The sequence below is a fragment of the Vibrio sp. Vb1018 genome, from assembly GCF_033338775.1.
Classification (GTDB): Bacteria; Pseudomonadota; Gammaproteobacteria; order Enterobacterales; family Vibrionaceae; genus Vibrio; species Vibrio alginolyticus.
Genome location: NZ_JAWOTI010000001.1, coordinates 112,380 through 129,141, shown reverse-complemented (window position 1 = coordinate 129,141; position 16,762 = coordinate 112,380). Strand labels below are relative to the sequence as shown.

At 43.7% G+C, this 16,762-nt stretch carries 15 protein-coding genes; 7 read left to right on the top strand and 8 right to left on the bottom strand.

What is annotated here, in order from left to right; all coding sequences use genetic code 11:
* Nucleotides 1-262 precede the first annotated feature (262 nt).
* Nucleotides 263-535: a Ni(II)/Co(II)-binding transcriptional repressor RcnR gene (gene rcnR / locus R7Z10_RS00520; RefSeq protein WP_005375370.1), complete on the bottom strand. Its 273-nt coding sequence runs from the start codon at nt 533-535 to the stop codon at nt 263-265.
* Nucleotides 536-670: 135 nt separating this feature from the next.
* On the opposite strand from rcnR, the gene R7Z10_RS00515 reads away from it, so the two are divergent.
* Both R7Z10_RS00515 and R7Z10_RS00510 read left to right on the top strand, forming a co-directional pair.
* Nucleotides 671-1,747, top strand: a complete 1,077-nt coding sequence (locus R7Z10_RS00515; RefSeq protein WP_318103644.1) for a nickel/cobalt efflux protein RcnA — start codon at nt 671-673, stop codon at nt 1,745-1,747.
* A 550-nt stretch (nt 1,748-2,297) separates the two neighbouring features.
* Complete coding sequence (locus R7Z10_RS00510; protein ID WP_031778895.1) at nt 2,298-3,857, top strand: methyl-accepting chemotaxis protein; 1,560 nt, start codon at nt 2,298-2,300, stop codon at nt 3,855-3,857.
* Nucleotides 3,858-4,005: 148 nt separating this feature from the next.
* Here the strand turns inward: R7Z10_RS00510 and R7Z10_RS00505 are convergent, their stop codons facing one another.
* The gene (locus R7Z10_RS00505; RefSeq protein ID WP_318103642.1) at nt 4,006-4,905 is read right to left on the bottom strand and encodes a LysR family transcriptional regulator; all 900 of its coding nucleotides are present in this window, start codon (nt 4,903-4,905) and stop codon (nt 4,006-4,008) included.
* A 141-nt stretch (nt 4,906-5,046) separates the two neighbouring features.
* Between R7Z10_RS00505 and accD the strand changes: the two genes are divergently transcribed.
* Entirely contained in the window at nt 5,047-5,910 is an 864-nt protein-coding gene (gene accD, locus R7Z10_RS00500) for an acetyl-CoA carboxylase, carboxyltransferase subunit beta (RefSeq protein ID WP_017821534.1), read from the top strand.
* A 31-nt stretch (nt 5,911-5,941) separates the two neighbouring features.
* Here accD and R7Z10_RS00495 read toward each other — a convergent pair whose 3' ends face one another.
* Nucleotides 5,942-6,919 (bottom strand): hypothetical protein, encoded by a 978-nt coding sequence (locus R7Z10_RS00495; RefSeq protein WP_065275418.1) that lies wholly within the window; start codon nt 6,917-6,919, stop codon nt 5,942-5,944.
* Between the two features lie 448 nt (nt 6,920-7,367).
* Between R7Z10_RS00495 and R7Z10_RS00490 the strand changes: the two genes are divergently transcribed.
* Together R7Z10_RS00490 and R7Z10_RS00485 are read left to right on the top strand one after the other, a co-directional pair.
* Nucleotides 7,368-9,794 carry a M9 family metallopeptidase gene (locus R7Z10_RS00490; RefSeq protein WP_318103640.1) on the top strand — a complete coding sequence of 809 codons (2,427 nt, stop codon included), beginning with the start codon at nt 7,368-7,370 and terminating at the stop codon, nt 9,792-9,794.
* A 282-nt stretch (nt 9,795-10,076) separates the two neighbouring features.
* Nucleotides 10,077-10,307: a PAS factor family protein gene (locus R7Z10_RS00485; RefSeq protein ID WP_005375384.1), complete on the top strand. Its 231-nt coding sequence runs from the start codon at nt 10,077-10,079 to the stop codon at nt 10,305-10,307.
* A 77-nt stretch (nt 10,308-10,384) separates the two neighbouring features.
* Here the strand turns inward: R7Z10_RS00485 and R7Z10_RS00480 are convergent, their stop codons facing one another.
* Both R7Z10_RS00480 and R7Z10_RS00475 read right to left on the bottom strand, forming a co-directional pair.
* Nucleotides 10,385-10,762: a carboxymuconolactone decarboxylase family protein gene (locus tag R7Z10_RS00480; RefSeq protein ID WP_005375385.1), complete on the bottom strand. Its 378-nt coding sequence runs from the start codon at nt 10,760-10,762 to the stop codon at nt 10,385-10,387.
* A 58-nt stretch (nt 10,763-10,820) separates the two neighbouring features.
* Nucleotides 10,821-11,177, bottom strand: a complete 357-nt coding sequence (locus R7Z10_RS00475; protein ID WP_005375386.1) for a MerR family transcriptional regulator — start codon at nt 11,175-11,177, stop codon at nt 10,821-10,823.
* A gap of 520 nt (nt 11,178-11,697) precedes the next feature.
* On the opposite strand from R7Z10_RS00475, the gene R7Z10_RS00470 reads away from it, so the two are divergent.
* A complete protein-coding gene (locus tag R7Z10_RS00470; RefSeq protein WP_017635250.1) occupies nt 11,698-13,047 on the top strand; it encodes an alpha-amylase family protein in 1,350 nt (449 codons plus the stop codon).
* Nucleotides 13,048-13,155: 108 nt separating this feature from the next.
* Here the strand turns inward: R7Z10_RS00470 and R7Z10_RS00465 are convergent, their stop codons facing one another.
* Nucleotides 13,156-13,449, bottom strand: a complete 294-nt coding sequence (locus R7Z10_RS00465; protein WP_005375388.1) for a helix-turn-helix transcriptional regulator — start codon at nt 13,447-13,449, stop codon at nt 13,156-13,158.
* A gap of 245 nt (nt 13,450-13,694) precedes the next feature.
* Here R7Z10_RS00465 and R7Z10_RS00460 point away from each other — a divergent pair, with 245 nt between their 5' ends.
* Complete coding sequence (locus R7Z10_RS00460) at nt 13,695-13,988, top strand: hypothetical protein (RefSeq protein ID WP_005375389.1); 294 nt, start codon at nt 13,695-13,697, stop codon at nt 13,986-13,988.
* 92 nt (nt 13,989-14,080) lie between these two features.
* Here R7Z10_RS00460 and R7Z10_RS00455 read toward each other — a convergent pair whose 3' ends face one another.
* Entirely contained in the window at nt 14,081-16,045 is a 1,965-nt protein-coding gene (locus tag R7Z10_RS00455; protein ID WP_206958965.1) for a monovalent cation:proton antiporter-2 (CPA2) family protein, read from the bottom strand.
* Nucleotides 16,042-16,659: an NAD(P)H-dependent oxidoreductase gene (locus R7Z10_RS00450; RefSeq protein ID WP_005375391.1), complete on the bottom strand. Its 618-nt coding sequence runs from the start codon at nt 16,657-16,659 to the stop codon at nt 16,042-16,044. The genes R7Z10_RS00455 and R7Z10_RS00450 overlap by 4 nt, the downstream gene beginning before the upstream one ends.
* Nucleotides 16,660-16,762 lie beyond the last annotated feature (103 nt).

Sequence of the window (16,762 nt, the reverse complement as noted above, 5' to 3'; positions counted from 1 at the left end):
TTACTTGTACTCTTCCATAAAGTAAAAATCTATCACAATATGTATTTTTATCAGATAGTTTAGAGTTTTTTAATAATATGAACGGCCCTATGTTTGGGCCGTTTTAGTTCTTATAAATAAACTATTTAACTTGAACCGATATAGGTTCCATTTTCAACTTAATCAATATGAAATGGAATTGTTATTTCCCGCTTAGTAAGCGATTACATATAAAGGATATATTCGAGTGTAACCCTAGTGACTTTACTCTAGCGAAGTAGGGTTACTTTATATAAGAGTCCAGTACTTTTAATACGACTTCCATATCTTTTTCACGTTGAGTTTTGTCTTCCTCAAGTACAACGTGCTCAAGTAAGTGACCTTTAATTACTTCTCGCATCAAACCATTTACTGCTCCCCGAATAGCGGCAATCTGCTGCAACACATCTTGGCATTCATGCTCTTCTTCCAGCATTTTTTTAAGTCCATTCACCTGACCCTGTATTTTACTGACTCGAGTGTTGAGCTTCTTTTGATCTCTGGTTGTATGCGACATGTCTTATCTTCTTTAAGTTACGGGCCGAGTTATTCTAACTGATAATGTAGCACTCAATTTATACTGGGGGGTAGTATTTAATACTAGGGGGGAGTATAGTTTGCGATAAATTAGAATCAACAACAGAGAACAACAATGGATTTTGTCGCGTTACTACAACAAGGTAATGGGTGGTTCTTTATTCCCAGTGCCATTTTGCTTGGCGCTTTGCATGGTTTAGAACCTGGGCACTCTAAAACGATGATGGCGGCGTTCATTGTCGCTGTGAAAGGAACGGTCAAACAAGCCGTGATGCTGGGTTTAGCTGCCACACTTTCTCACACTGCAATTGTATGGTTAATCGCTGTTGGCGGGATGTATATTAGCCAGAAATTCACCGCTGAAGCGGCTGAACCATGGATGCAACTTATCTCTGGGGTCATTATCGTGACAACCGGCGTATGGATGTTTTGGCGGACATGGAGCGATGAGCGAGCTTGGAACAAAGCTCAGGATCATGCTCGCGATTGGACGACGCAAGTTGTGGATACAGGACATGGGCATGTTTCGCTTTCGATTACAGAGGAAGGGGAGCATCACCGTTTCCAGTTGCGAACACTCAGCGGTAAACCTTTAACTGCTGAAGGTATCAAGGTTTCGGTATTGAGTGATGGTTATCAACCTGCTGATATCTATCACTTTATAGAGCGTGATGGATACTTGGAATCGGCGTCTTGCATTGAAGTCTTTAATGGACTTTCTGTCACTTTGATCATCGGGCACCATGATCATACCCATGACTTTGATGTACATTTTCGTCCTGGTTCTCATTTAGAAAGCGAAGATAAGGAATATCAAGATGCTCACGAACGCGCTCACGCTTTAGACATTCAAAAACGCTTTGAGAATCGAGACGTGACGAATGGGCAAATTCTGCTGTTTGGATTAACGGGCGGTTTGATTCCATGCCCTGCTGCGGTAACGGTTTTGCTTATCTGTTTGCAGCTTAAGGCAATGACTCTTGGTGCGACTTTAGTTGTGTCATTCAGTATTGGCTTAGCCTTGACTCTGGTTGCTGTTGGCGTTGTGGCAGCAGTGGGCGTGCAAAAAGCGACATCTAAATGGAGCGGTTTGAATGATGTTGCACGTCGAGCTCCTTACTTATCGGGCGTCTTGATCAGTGCAGTTGGTTTATACATGGGTATGCATGGATACATATCGCTGACGAGTTAAACTCTGTGGTAAAGATTCTTTTTCTTTCTTTTTGCATTGGTAATGGCTTAATGCCTTGGTTTGCCTATTTTTCTGCCGATTTTTGATTGATAATCACTCGATCTGACATCGCTGCCATATCTACAAACCAAGTCATTCTCGCTTCATCAAGCATCTCGTATTACAACCGCTGCGATTGTGGCTCTAATATTCGAATCTGAGATACTAAATGATAAAACGGGAGCACTGACCAAAGCGATCCCGATAGTCAAAACGCTAATTAGAAGTCTTTTCTTTAATGTTCGATACCAATTTGGTCGCATAGTTAAATTTAACTATGCAAACGTTTCCTTTTGCGTACTCGTCCCTTCGCCAAACCTCGTAGAAATGTGACGTTTTGAAGACTTTTTTTCCTTCTGTCTAAAGTAATCGGGAACCAAGCAGATACATAGTTATAAAGTTATGTCTTGCTCTGCCAAACAGACCCAAAATGCAGTTTGGTTGGTTTTGGAGAAGAAAGGCTTAGCGCTCGATTAATGAGCATCAATTGAATTGTATTGAGACAATTATAATGAAAAGAATCATCTTATTAGCAGTCTGCGCCATGTTTGGTATTGCTGTCGTGGCGAGTATGGCATCAACGTACCTAATTTCGAGTCAGAAAATCGATGACATCATCTTAAACAAATCCCAAGTTCAAGCTGAGTTTCTAGCGGGAAATGCGAGTTATATTTTGGAGAACTCAGCCAATCCAATGCAAGATTTACAATCGCTTGTTGAGGGGCTGAAACAACGTTCAGACGTGAGTTATGCCGTTGTAATTGACCGTAACGTAACGGCAGTAGCCCACAGTGATAAGCACAAGCTGAACAAAACCTATAATGATGAATATACTGTTGAAGGCGCGACGAGAGGTGTTCAACAGTACTCAAAGTGGTATGCCGATGTCCAGAAAGTATGGGTGTTTGACATCATGGCACCAATTTATGTAGATGGTCAGTTATACGGTACTTTTGATATTGGTATTCCTATTACCGAAGTGAGCCAAGCGACGAATGGAATTATTACTTACCAGTTGATCTCTATGGTGGCGATCTTCGTTATGTGTGTTTTGATTCTGTCACTTCTGCTAAATAAGCTGATGAGACCGCTTTCTGCGCTTAAAGACGCTCTACAAGACATCTCAAAAGGAGACGGAGACTTAACCGTTCGTTTGCCAGCGAAAGGTAATGACGAAGTCGCGCAAATTTCTTCTGCTTTCAACGTTTTTGTTGGGAAAGTACATGAGATTATTACACAAGTTGTAAATACTGGTGTGGAGCTTAATAGTTCAGCTGTCGCTTTGCGTGGGCAATCTCAGCAAGCGCTCACAAGAGGGCAAGAGCAGAACGAGCAAACCATGCTGGTTGTCACATCCATGAACGAAATGATTGCGACGGTCAATGAAATTGCCTCCAATGCTGCCGGGGCGGCAAATGCTGCGAGTGCAGCAAGTAATGAAGCGCAAGATGGCTACACGACGCTAGAAAGAACCAAAACGGCGATGACTAATCTTGAAAACGAGATGAACAGCACTTCCAACATTATCGTGAGTCTTGCTGAAAATACTCAGTCGATTGGTAGTATTCTAGAGGTGATTAGAGGTATTTCGGAGCAAACCAATCTATTGGCTCTCAATGCGGCTATCGAAGCTGCACGCGCTGGTGATGCCGGCCGAGGTTTTGCAGTCGTAGCTGATGAAGTTCGCAACCTAGCGACTAAAACGGCTCATTCTACCGATGAAATTGACAACATGATTCACCAGCTACAAACTGAAGCTCAAAGTGCGGTGAATTCAATGAGCAATAGTAAGACTCTTATTGAAGAAGGAACGGCAGAAACCGAGTTAGCTCGACAGGCTTTAGAAGCAATAGCTGCACAAGTGACGACTATTTCAGATATCAATACTCAAGTAGCAACCGCAACAGAACAGCAATCAACGGTAGCAAACGAAATTAATATGAACATGGATACCGTCAGCCACTCAGTGAAAAGTGCGCTAACGGCGAGTGAGCAACTAGAAGCATCAAGTCAACAACTCGCGGAGCTATCGCGAACACTCGATCGTCACGTGGGAGCGTTTAGAATCTAAACGCCAACTGACCCTCTTTAATAAAAAGCCAGTAAATGTTAATTGCTGGCTTTTTTATTTGAAAAAATCGAGTCTCAAATCGCTTAGCGGTGTCTGTCCTTTCTAGACGATAAAACAAAATATGATAAATTAGTTGAGTAAAGCTTAGCTAAGCGTTAAGTTTCGCATTTTGCTTTAAATGTTCAACAAACATAGATATTTTCTTAGCTACATGTTTTCTAGACGAGTAAAAGGCGTAAAGCACTAAATCCTCAGGTTCGTACTCTAGAGTGACGATTTCTAGCTCACCATTTTTGATCTCATTTTGGCATGACTCAATTGGCAATATTGCGTACCCAAGCCCTGATAACGCGCCATATCTGGCGAGATGACCGCTGTTTACTTTGAATGAAGATTGCACAGTTTGAGTAATATGGCCCCCAGCAGGGCTTCTGAATACCCATGGTGCACCATTTACTGCGGTAAGCGTCGTGATGCAGGGAACATGACTTAGATCCGTAATTTTGTAAGGGGTGGCGTATTTCTCAATTAGTTGAGGCGCGGCTAAAATGGCACTGGGCCAGCGTTTTATCTCTCTCGCCACCCAGTTACTGTCTGACAAAGTCCCTCTATGAAAACTCAAAATGACATCAAAGCTGTCAATAACATCATCTTTAGGGTTTAGCGTTGTATCGCAAGACAAAGAGATTGACGGGTATTGCGTGCAAAAGGTGACAACCGCTTTGGCGAGTACAGGTGTGTCTGGCATAAGAATTCGCAGTTCCCCTGTTACCGTGTGTGAGTGGCGCGTTACCGTTTCTAGTGCGGCGTTGAGTTGATCCAATAACGGACGAGTGCTGCTATAGAGCTCTTCTCCAGCCTCGGTAGGCGTCATTCGCCTTGTTGTTCTATTGAACAACCTAATGTTTAACTTTTCTTCAAGCAGGGCAATGTGTCGGCTGATATTTGATGTTGGTATATTCAAACACTCAGCGGCTCGCTTAAAGCTGTTGTTCTCATAAACACAGTGAAAACTTTTTAACCAGATTTGGTCAACGTTATCAAACATTTCATTATCCCACTTTATTGGATTATCAAGCCAGCATATCGCACTTTATCCCTGTACTAAGTTACATACAATTTTATTTACAAGTTTAAGCGAACAAACAACGAGATATCGCGCTAGGACGTAATCAATAGTGGTGAATTTATGAGCTGGTTAGAACGGTTATTTGAGAATAAAAATATAATAGGTTCGCGCAAAGCGTCTATCCCTGAGGGCGTTTGGACAAAGTGTCCTGAGTGTGAACAAATACTTTATCGTGCCGCGTTAAAAGAAAATTTGGAAGTATGCCCTAAATGCTCATATCACATGAGAATGGCTGCGCGTCAAAGGTTGATCTCTTTTCTGGACCATGGAACACAACAAGAGTTGGCAAGTGAGTTGGAGCCACAAGATATTTTGGGTTTTAAAGACTTAAAGCGATATAAAGAGCGAATTGCTTTAGCACAGAAAACGACTGGAGAAAAAGATGCGTTGGTGGTGATGGAGGGCAAGTTATTGGGGCTGCCTGTTGTTGCGTGTGCATTCGAATTCTCTTTCATGGCAGGCTCGATGGGCGCAGTGGTTGGCGAGAAGTTTGTCCGAGCAGTTGAAAGCGCAATTAATACAAAATCTGGGTTAGTATGTTTTTCCGCTTGCGGAGGGGCGCGCATGCAAGAGTCTTTGGTGGCACTAATGCAAATGTCAAAAACCAGCGCCGCGTTAAACCACTTATCTGAGCACAGATTACCCTATATCTCAGTATTGACGGACCAAACTTATGGTGGCGTCTCGGCGAGTTTAGCCATGTTAGGAGACATCAATATTGGTGAACCTAAAGCAAGTATTGGCTTTGCGGGAAGACGTGTCATTGAGCAAACGGTACGTGAAAAGTTACCAGACGAGTTTCAGCGAAGTGAATTTTTACTAGCGCATGGTGCGCTAGATATGATTGTCGATAGACGTGAAATGCGCGATCGCGTTGGCCGCTTACTGGCTAAGTTAACCAACGCGAGGGTGGTCTCAGAATAGGTTGTATTAAAATTAGACTTAGTACTTGCGTTTATTGAGCCGTAATCATTACAAACCGTTCATTTTGCCCCCATCTTGGTTCCGCATTCATTAGGCTGAGATCCAACGCCGTTTGGTATGGGTCAACAGCAAAATGGTTGCTTACTAACCCCCAGAGCATCCAGTTGATTGCGGTTTCATTCTCGGTAAGCTCTTCGAGTGGCGCTTGGAGGAAAAAGTACTCATCTTCGCCATCGTAACCGAGCCGATCATAGATAATGTTGCGTAGCTCTCGATCCAAATCATGTTGGAGGTTGATTGAGTCGTACAGTTGCTCTTCTGTTGGGCCATTCTCATGGTGATAAACATTGCGTTTTGACTCTTTGTGTAAAGTACCTGCGCCAGTTTCAATGCTTACTTTCTTTTGCGAGTGTTGCTCAAGAACTTGAATGATTTCATCCTCTAGTTGATCGAGTTTACTCAGCAAAACTTGATTGTTTATGTCACCAGCGGGGGAGGCCATCGTTTGGAAGGCTTTCACTCTCTCGTAGACTGCTTTCCCGTGAGGAAGGGCTGCAAAACACTGTTCTTGGAGCGCTTCATTGGCTTGCCAAATGCCCGAGTAGAGCTCGTAATCATGTGTATATGGTGGAAGCTCTTCAGTATCTTCCCCTAATAATTCTCGCCAGTGCTTTTGCCACTGTTCTTCTTTTGCGTGTTTTACACGCGCGTATTGCTTAACCCAGCGGTTACGAAGTTTTACCCCAAAAATGGCAAGTCCCCATGGAGCGAGCAAATAAAAATAATAGTGAGAAGAGTTATCCCAAAAGTAACCGTAAACGTAAACACCAAAAGCAAGCACCCAAGTTCCAATAGTACAAGCAATAACCCCGGACATTATTGATGATTGGCGCTTTGTTTCTCTTAATGTATTACCTTCAGAACATAACCAAAAAATGCCGCCAAAAACAAAGGCAAACGTTGTCATGAAGTAGGCAATCCCCGCTCCCCAAAATCCCCAAAGTGACATGTATTATCCCTAGCCAAATATCTGCTTTATTCACTCATCAATGACTGGAGGAGTAAATGTGTTTGATTTAGCGGAGAATTTACCATTAATGCCAACCTTTTGATATGCACTCTATGACTCATTGGGTATGAGTCACAAATAAAAATAGATGGTATCAAGCATCAAAATTTAATTTAGAACCTTTGATTGTCGTGAACTCTATCTGGAAGAGTTAAGGGGGGCGTTTAAGGGCAATTTTCCTCATAAAGTCGTTATTTAGAAAAAGGTAAATTAATGTTTTTATTGATAATTGTGAGTTTTTTTGGAGTGGGATTGCTCCCATTTAATTAGAGTAAAAAACCTATTTTTGGGAGCGGTTTCATAAATTTTATGACACTGATTTCACTGTTTGAGCTGTAAAGAATATAAACCCCCACTCAATGTATGTTAATAATCAATGAGTGTTGTTATGTCTCATATCCGTTTTTTCCCGCGCCATCGTTTGGCGCTTGCTTGTATGCTAGCGAGTGTGTCTGGCTTCTCTTTTGCACAAAATCAGTGTGCTGTTGCTGATTTACAACAATCGCGAGATCTGGCTACTGCCGTTTCTGGTGCTGAGTATGATTGCTACCACGCATGGTTTTCAGCACCTTCAGAAACGCTGAATGATATCTATAGTGAAGCGAGCCTAAGCCGTATCCAAGTCGCGCTGGATCAAGAAATCGCTCGCTATCGTGGTGAAGCAGATCAAGCTCGTATTCTAGAGAACCTAGGCGAATTTATTCGAGCGGCCTACTACGTTCGCTACAACGCTGGTACTGGTACACCTGAGTTTTCGCAAGCGTTGAGTCAGCGTTTTGCTCAGTCGACGAACCTATTCCTAAACAACCCTCATGCTTTGGATCAAGGTCGTGAACAAGTTGGTGTAATGAAGAGCCTGACTTTGATGGTTGATAACGTTAAGCAGTTGCCGCTGACCATGGATAGCATGATGGCCGCGTTGATGCACTTTAATCGTGAAACCGCACAGGACACGCAATGGGTCGATGGTTTAAACAACTTGTTCCGCTCTATGGCAGGCCATGCGGCGAACGATGCGTTCTACCGATACATGGCAAACAATACACACCATATTGATACGTTGGTGAAATTCGCATCTGATAATGCTTGGGCATTAGATACGGATGCAAGCTTTATCGTTTTCAATGCATTACGTGAAACTGGTCGTTTGCTCGCGAGCCCAGATCAGGAGACCAAACGCAAAGCATTGGCAGTAATGCAACAGGTGATGCAGCGTTATCCACTGGGTAGTGAGCATGACAAACTATGGCTTGCTGCCGTTGAAATGATGAGCTACTACGCACCAGAAGGCCTAAATGGTCTGAATATTGAGCAAGCCAAGCAAGATTTAGCTGCACGTGTAATGCCAAATCGTTTTGAATGTCAGGGACCTGCCATTATTCGCTCTGAAGATCTGACCGATGCTCAAGCAGCGAAAGCGTGTGAAGTGCTAGCGGCAAAAGAAGCCGACTTCCATCGAGTTGCGAATACGGGTAATCAACCTGTCGCTGATGATTTGAATGATCGTGTTGAAGTGGCGGTATTCGCGAGTAACGCTAGTTACGTTGATTACTCTTCATTCCTATTTGGTAATACAACGGACAACGGTGGTCAGTACCTAGAAGGTGACCCTTCAAAAGCGGACAATACTGCGCGTTTCGTCGCTTATCGCTACGCGAATGGTGAAGATCTCTCTATCTTGAACCTAGAACATGAATACACGCACTATTTAGATGCACGATTTAACCAATACGGTTCGTTCAGCGATAACTTGGCTCATGGTCATATTGTTTGGTGGCTAGAAGGTTTTGCTGAATACATGCATTACAAGCAAGGTTACCAAGCTGCGATTGAGCTGATTGCAGATGGTAAACTGAGCCTTTCCACTGTGTTTGATACCACGTACTCTCACGATACCAATCGTATCTATCGTTGGGGTTATCTAGCTGTTCGATTCATGTTAGAAAATCATCCACAAGACGTCGAAAGCTTGTTGGCATTGTCGCGCTCTGGCCAGTTCGAACAATGGGCACAGCAGGTGACGTCTTTAGGTCAACAATACGATGCTGAGTTTGAACGTTGGTTGGACACATTAAAAGTGGAACCTGAGCAACCTGATACAGACCCAGAAGAACCAACAGAACCAACAAGCCCTGAAGCAAAAGTGACTGAATTGACGGCGAACCAAAGCCTTCAGCTCAGTGGCGAAGCATACAGCGAAAAACTGTTCTACGTTGATGTTCCAGCCAACACCGTTAACTTCAATGTATCTATTGAGGGTGCGGGTGATGCGGATCTTTACATGAGCTACAACAAAGTCGCGCATTACTATGATTTCGAAATGAGTCAATATGCTGATGGCAGCAATGAAGAGATTGTGTTTGAACCAAAGCAAGATGGTTACGTTAAAGCGGGTCGTTACTACATCAGCTTAACTGGACGTGATAGCTATGACTCAGTGAATCTTGTGGCTGCGTTAGAAGTGGAAGCGCAAACACCGCCAACCCAAGTGCAAGATGATTTAGCACCTGTGGTATTAGAGTCTGGTGAAGCCAAAATGCTTACCGTTCACAAGCAGCGTTATGCAGCAGTTTATGTGCCTGAAGGTGTTGAAGAGGTTCGTGTATGGCTAACGGCTCACTCTCAAACTGGTAATGTCGATCTATACGCGAGTAGGGAACATTGGCCTACAGTAGAGCAGCACGAGTATGCGTCCAACTATGCAGGCAGCAATGAATACCTTGCGATTCCTGTTACTGAAGCAGGGTACGTGTACTTCGCTCTTCAGGCTCCAGAGCAAGGTGATGACGTTGAAATGCTAGTGCACTTCAACTAAACAGGTTCGATTAGCTAAAGTCGAGATAAAACGTCGCTGATACAGCGACGTTTTTGTTTATATCGGACACGATTATAAACAAACAGCGGCGAATGCTAGTTAATCGGCTGATCTATCGAGTTATCAGTTGCCCTTTTTCTAAACGGCTTTAGGTTTGTATTGCAATTTACCGCGCACATAAACTTTTTTAGCGACGCGTTCTGTGACCTAGCTTCTGATTTGTGATTCCCAAATGGATACAATATATATGCACCCCGTGCAATAAAGTGAAAAGGGAAAGACATGAAAACGCTTATTTATGAAACGTTGATTAGCCTTGCTAACCAAGAACCAGAACAACATGCAAGAATCCGACAAAATCTCTATGAACAGTTGGATCTGCCGTTCGATAAGCAGCTGGCTTTGTATTCTTGTGCCCTTGGTCCTGCAAGTTCAGGCAAGTTGGAGAGCAGTCAAGGCATTAACAACGCGGTAGATTGCGCGGTTAAACTGCTTGAAACTCCTGAGCGCTAATTCACTCGTTGTTTTAATCACGGCCCGAACCCCAAGGGCCGTTTTTAACTGCGGTTAAATTGATTTCAACGTTGTTATTACTCTGCTCTTTCCGCTAACACTTCTTTGAATGCAAACATGCCGTTTAATGCCGCGGGAAACCCTGCGTAGACGGACATCTGCAAAATGATCTCTTTAATCTCATCCTCGCTACAGCCTACATTCAGCGCTGCATTTAAGTGCACTTTTAGTTGCGGCGCGCAATTCCCCATTGCCGTTAGCGCGGCGACGGTTGCGATTTCTCTCGATTTTAGGTCTAAGCCCGGGCGAGCATAAATATCGCCAAACGGATACTCAATGGTGTACTGAGCTAAATCTGGACAAATATCTTGTAAGGTTTCGATGACATTATGACCAGCGTCGCCATCAATTTGAGAGAGTAGTTCTAATCCTTTGTTAAAGCGTGATTGTTCCATCGGTATGTTCCTAGTGAATAAACGTAAACACACCTTAATCGTTAGAGTTAACTCTAAGTCAACGAACTTTTCCGCTTTTATACAAGGCAATTTTTTCTTCTAGAGCCGATAAGTGCTTTTTCTGTTGCTCAATGTGGCGTTTGAGGTTTTCTTGGTGTTGTTCTAACAGGGCTTGACGTTGTGGTACAGATTGAGAGCCGACTTCCCTTAATTTGGCATATTCTAGAATCTCTTCAAGTGGCATTGCAGTTTCTTTTAAACGTTTAACAAAGCTTATCCAGTTTAGATCTTTCGAACTATACATTCGATGTCCACTCGCGTTTCTATGGACATGTTTAAGTAAACCGATTTTTTCATAGTATCGAAGTGTATGAGCAGATAGCCCGACGAGGTCAGAAAATTCTTTGATATTCATTATTATCCTCCAAGGTAGAGCATACCCCATAGAGATAAGCTAAGTTTCGCATTTTGAAGTCATTTCGGGACAGATACAAACAGAAATCTTTAGTCTTTTAACGCTAGGTATGGTGATTTACTGGATTTTTGAAACGCGCCAAACGTGATCCACCTGCCAGTTTCGTTTTATTAACAATTGATTACTAAACGGGTTGGCTTGGCTATTTTTATCCTTTGGGCCTATTTTAGGGCGTACGTAGGTCTTATGTTGCATCTTTTTTGATTGATGTTTTTGCCAATAAAAACAATATTTTAGGTTTGTGTTGGGCTGTTTGGGTTGTATGTTGTGTGCCCGTTATTCACTCAGAACGATTTATCGCTGTGCAATGGATGAGTTGCTACGCCTTCGATTTCAGCCTTGAGTTAGTGCTAAAAGGGTGAGTGCCTCTGATGAATAGCTTTTATAATTTCGATTATTGAATTCACTCACAAAAAAATGCAAACAAGTAATCGTGAGTGGAAACGAGCAGGAGAACAACATGAGTGGCTCACAGGAAACACAATCATTCGGTGCAAACGTTATCTTACATGCGTTTGATTGGAAGTATGCTGACATTGCCCAACGAGCAAAAGAAATCCGCGAGCTTGGTTATGGCTCTGTGTTGGTTTCGCCACCAATGAAAAGCGCACACGATGAGCGCTGGTGGCAGCGTTATCAACCACAGGATTATCGTGTTATCGATAATGCCTTGGGTGATACCAAAGATTTTATTCATATGGTTCGTGAACTGGAGCAAGTTGGTGTGTGGGTTTATGCCGACGTAGTGTTTAACCATATGGCAAATGAGGCCCACCTTCGCAGAGACCTTCAGTACCCAAGACAAGAGGTCTTGGAGGAATACCAGAACAACAAACAGAAATATCAGTCGCTAGCGTTGTTTGGCGATCTATCTCAACCACTTTTTGATGAAGAGGACTTTGTTGAAGCATTCGGCATCAAAGACTGGAAAGATAAGTGGCAGGTTCAAAACGGACGTATCACAGGTGGGCCAACCGATCCTGGCTTGCCAACTCTTCGTGTTTGTGACCATGTTGTTGAGCAGCAGCGAGCGTACCTAAAGGCGCTGAAAGCTATTGGTGTGAAAGGTTTTCGTATTGACGCTGCGAAACACATGACGTTAGAGCATCTTAAGCGTGTTTGGACAGACGACATCACGCGGGATGTGCATATATTTGGTGAAATTATTACCGATGGCGGTGCGACGGAAGAAGAGTATCAGCTGTTTCTTGAGCCGTATCTACAGGAAACTCGCCTAGGTGCGTACGATTTCCCTTTGTTCTCAACCATGTTTAAGGCGTTTGCTAAAAAGGGCAGCTTCAAGTCTCTGATTGATCCCTATTGTTTTGGTCAGGCTCTGTCCCCCGGTCGTGCGATTACATTTGCTATCACACATGATATTCCTAACAATGATGTCTTTCTTGATCTCATCATGGACGAGGAAAACGAATGGTTAGCTTATGCCTATATTCTAGGCCGAGATGGTGGTGTGCCGTTGATTTATACCGACTTAAACACCAGCGGTATTAAAGGTAAAAATGGTCAGCCAAGATGGCAAGGTGCATGGAGCGATCCGAGAATGGCAAAAATGATCCAGTTCCATAATATGACGCATGGCGAGCCGATGAGTGTTCTTGAAGGTAACGATGACATGCTCGTACTTAAGCGAGGTGACAAAGGTATTGTGGTGCTTAATAAATCACAGCGTCAACAGTCTTTGACATTAAAAATCGATGGTAATTGGGTTGATTTGATGACAGAACAAATCATTCCAACTGACGGTAAGTTAATCGTACCATCTAAGTCGTCGATGTTACTCGTCGCGAAGTAGAAGATGTACACACCGAGGTTAGCAACTTCGGTGTGTATGTTTTTCATCGTCATTCACGTTCTGCTGAAGTTCAATATAAACTCAAACTCTCTCGTTTTTGCTAGAAATTTATGAGCACTCGTTAACGCAACATTCTGCTTTTAAAAAACCAATTACGTCATCTAAGCACTGATACTCTGCAACACAAAAAAGGGTTCTACCCTCACGGCGCTGGGTGAGAAGACCGGCTGAAGCAAGGCTCGAGATATGATGAGAGAGAGTGGATGCTGGAATGCCAAGCTTTTCTTGTACGCCGCCTACCGCGATACCTTTGTATCCCGCTTTGACGACTTCTTTGTAAATACTTAAACGAGTCGGATGCCCTAACTCTTTTAGTGCTTTAGCAACGGCTTCAAGCTCCATACTGACCTCTAAAGAATGACCACAGTAATTTTGTTTCGATAATAGGGAAAGTCTCGGTAAATGCCAACTATTACGATCTCAGAACAATTTAAATCAGATGAGATTCATGCTGGCTAATGCCTTCATGACAACAATTGTCTGTTCTAATGAGACAGATCAATCTTCATTATTATTTCACGCCACGTTCAAAATCCCTCGTCTACACTCAATGTTGAGTTGTCAGTTGGCAGACCAAGGAGGCGGCCATGATTGCGGTTCATAGAGATTATTGTTTGTCTAACAGTTCGGAGTTACATGCCCACGTTAAAGTCAACCCTGTTGGTAAATTAGAAGTTGAGATTGTTGAACTTCAAGAGCGCCACACCACAGAGTTTGATGATTTGTCTTTTGAGAGTCGTGGGTGTGAAACTCGAATCTGTGGTAAAGAAGACACAACTCCGTGGCAGTTCAATCTTGCAGTTACTGATGCGTTAGAGCTTTCTCATTTAGTGGAAGAAGCAAACGAAGAGTATGAGATTTTAATGAATGATCTTATGTAATATCGAGAAGATCATTTTATCCTGCACGGCGTGTGGCTCTGTACTGAAAAAATAAAAACCTCCCAAGCGGGAGGTTTTTAATATGGAGTGCGTTATCGTTGGATAGGCTCTTCTCTTGGTGGTGTTAGCTCTTGGACGTTATCTTCATTAAAGTCATCGGCGTAACCTTTAGGTGGCGGTGTCCAACCACGTTCTGACCGCGATAGTTTGTCATGACGATCTTTTTGCATCTCTTCCGCCATTTTCTCCTCTAACTGAATAAACAGTTGTCGGAAATTGTTGTCATAGCGTTCACCTTCAGAATCATCCTCCCAAGCTTTGTAAAGTATTTCTGACTTACGTGCTTCAACACGCTTATATGTCGCCTTCTGTTGTTCAACAAAGAAGGGGTGAATGCCAAGGGCTTTCATTGTGTGACCGCCCATCTCCAATGCAGAATGGTAGGTCTCTGATTCAATAATATCAGCCCCCGCTTGACGCAAAAGATAGCCATGTCCACGGTCAAAGGCACGTGCAATCACTGTTACTTTTGGGTACGTGTGCTTAACGTACTTCACCAGTTCTACACTCGATTCTTGGTTATCAATCGCCACAACCAAAGCAGCGGCGTGCTCAATGCCGGCTGTATGTAGCATATCTGGTCGAGTCGCGTCGCCAAAATAGGCGCGAGTGCCAATTTGGCGCATGTTATCGACTTGGTCAGATTGATGGTCAAGTACCACGGTAGTCACGCCGTTTGATACCAATAGGCGATTCACTATTTGTCCAAAGCGGCCGATGCCGGCGATGATCACCGTGCCTGTTTCCTCAATCGTATCGCTTTCGCGTTCATTTGACTGGCTTTCAAAGCGCGGCAGAATCACTCTATCAAACAGAATAAACAAACCTGGTGTCAGGAACATCGAAATCGCAACCACTAACGCAAGAGTTTGTGAGAGTTCAAATGGGATGACGTGGTTTTGCACTGAAAAGCTTAGAAGCACAAAGCCGAATTCACCTGCTTGAGCCAAGCTTAGGGTAAACAGCCAGCGGTTGCTGCCTTTCACTCTAAATATCAGCGCGAGAATAAACAGCACTAAGGCTTTCAATACCATCACGCCAATGGTCAGCGCCATGATCAGCCAGAAATCACCAAATAGAACCGAGAAGTTGATCCCTGCGCCAACGGTAATAAAGAACAGACCTAACAATAGGCCTTTAAATGGTTCGATATTGGATTCTAACTCGTGGCGGAATTCACTGTTCGCCAATACAACGCCAGCCAAGAAGGTTCCTAAGGCAGGAGATAAGCCCACTAAACTCATCAGTGCAGCGATACCAATGACAAGCATGAGTGCAGTTGCGGTAAAGATTTCTCGCAAACCAGAGCTAGCCACATAATTGAGCAGCGGTCGACTTAAAAAGTGTCCACCAACGACGACGATTGCTATCGATGCTGTGATTACGATGCCGTATGCCCAGCCTGGCAACCCCGCAACGAGGCTTAATTCTTCATGGTGCGCTGCGGCTGTTTGTGCTGCGGACTGTGCCTGTTCAATTAATTCAGGTAAGGCCAATAGGGGAATGAACGCCAACATTGGTATCACTGCAATATCTTGAAAAAGCAACACGGAGAAAGCGTTTTGTCCACCTTCCGTCTTCGTTAATCCTTTTTCGCTAAAAGTTTGCAAAACAATCGCAGTAGAAGAGAGGGCGAAGATCAAACCTATGGCTAAGGCTATGGTCCAAGGCTGGTCAAAGTACAAGGCAATACCCATAATCGCTGCGACGGTACCGCCGACTTGCAGACCTCCTAAACCCATTAAGCGATTGCGCATCGCCCACAACATTTTGGGTTCGAGCTCTAAACCAACGAGAAACAGCATCATCACCACGCCAAACTCGGCAAAGTGCTGGATTGTTGTTGTTTCTTCACCGACTAAACCGATAATTGGGCCAATGACCACACCTGCGATGAGATAGCCTAAAACGGACCCAAGTCCCAAACGCTTAGCAAGTGGGACTGCAATTACAGCAGCAATCAAATATACGAAGGCTTGTAAGAATATCCCTGTCATGAAGCCTCCTTAATGAGCTCTGGCAATGCGCTGTTAAGCTTGATTAATGACGCCGCAGCTTCAACATCCAACCTATCTTCGACTAAAGCTGTTAGCAGGCTCTTGTACCGCTCAACATGACGAGGGATTCGCCCTTCTTCATCTGCTGTACGTGCGCCAAACATCGCGAGAGGGGCAATGTAGTTCATGCCGGTCAGTGCGGACATTTGTTCAATAGGCGCAAGCAGTTGACGAATCGTAAAGTGGTTGTAGCCCTCTGCCTTATAAGCTTCTTCTTTGCCCCCCGCAGACAGCACACAAAGCATGGTCTTGCCTTGCAGTGCTGTGCCATCTGTACCGTAAGCAAAGCCATATTCCAAAACCAGATCTTGCCACTCTTTTAAAATCGCAGGCGTTGAATACCAATATAGTGGGAATTGGAAAATCACCACGTCATGCTCACGTAAGCGTTGCTGCTCACGGTCGATATTAATATCGAAACGAGGGTATTCGCCATAGAGATCAACACATGTCACGCCTTCAATTTTTTGAGCTTCTTTGAAAAGTGGAGTATTCACTTCTGAACGATGCTGGGAAGGATGAGCAAAGAGAATGAGTACTTTTTTATTTGCCATAGGGATCCTTGCTATCTAAATAACCATGCCCAGTAGGAGCGCGGGTTGGTTAGAAAATGTAACTCATAATTGATCGCCAAGCTAGTTTGGAAAACTGTTTAAG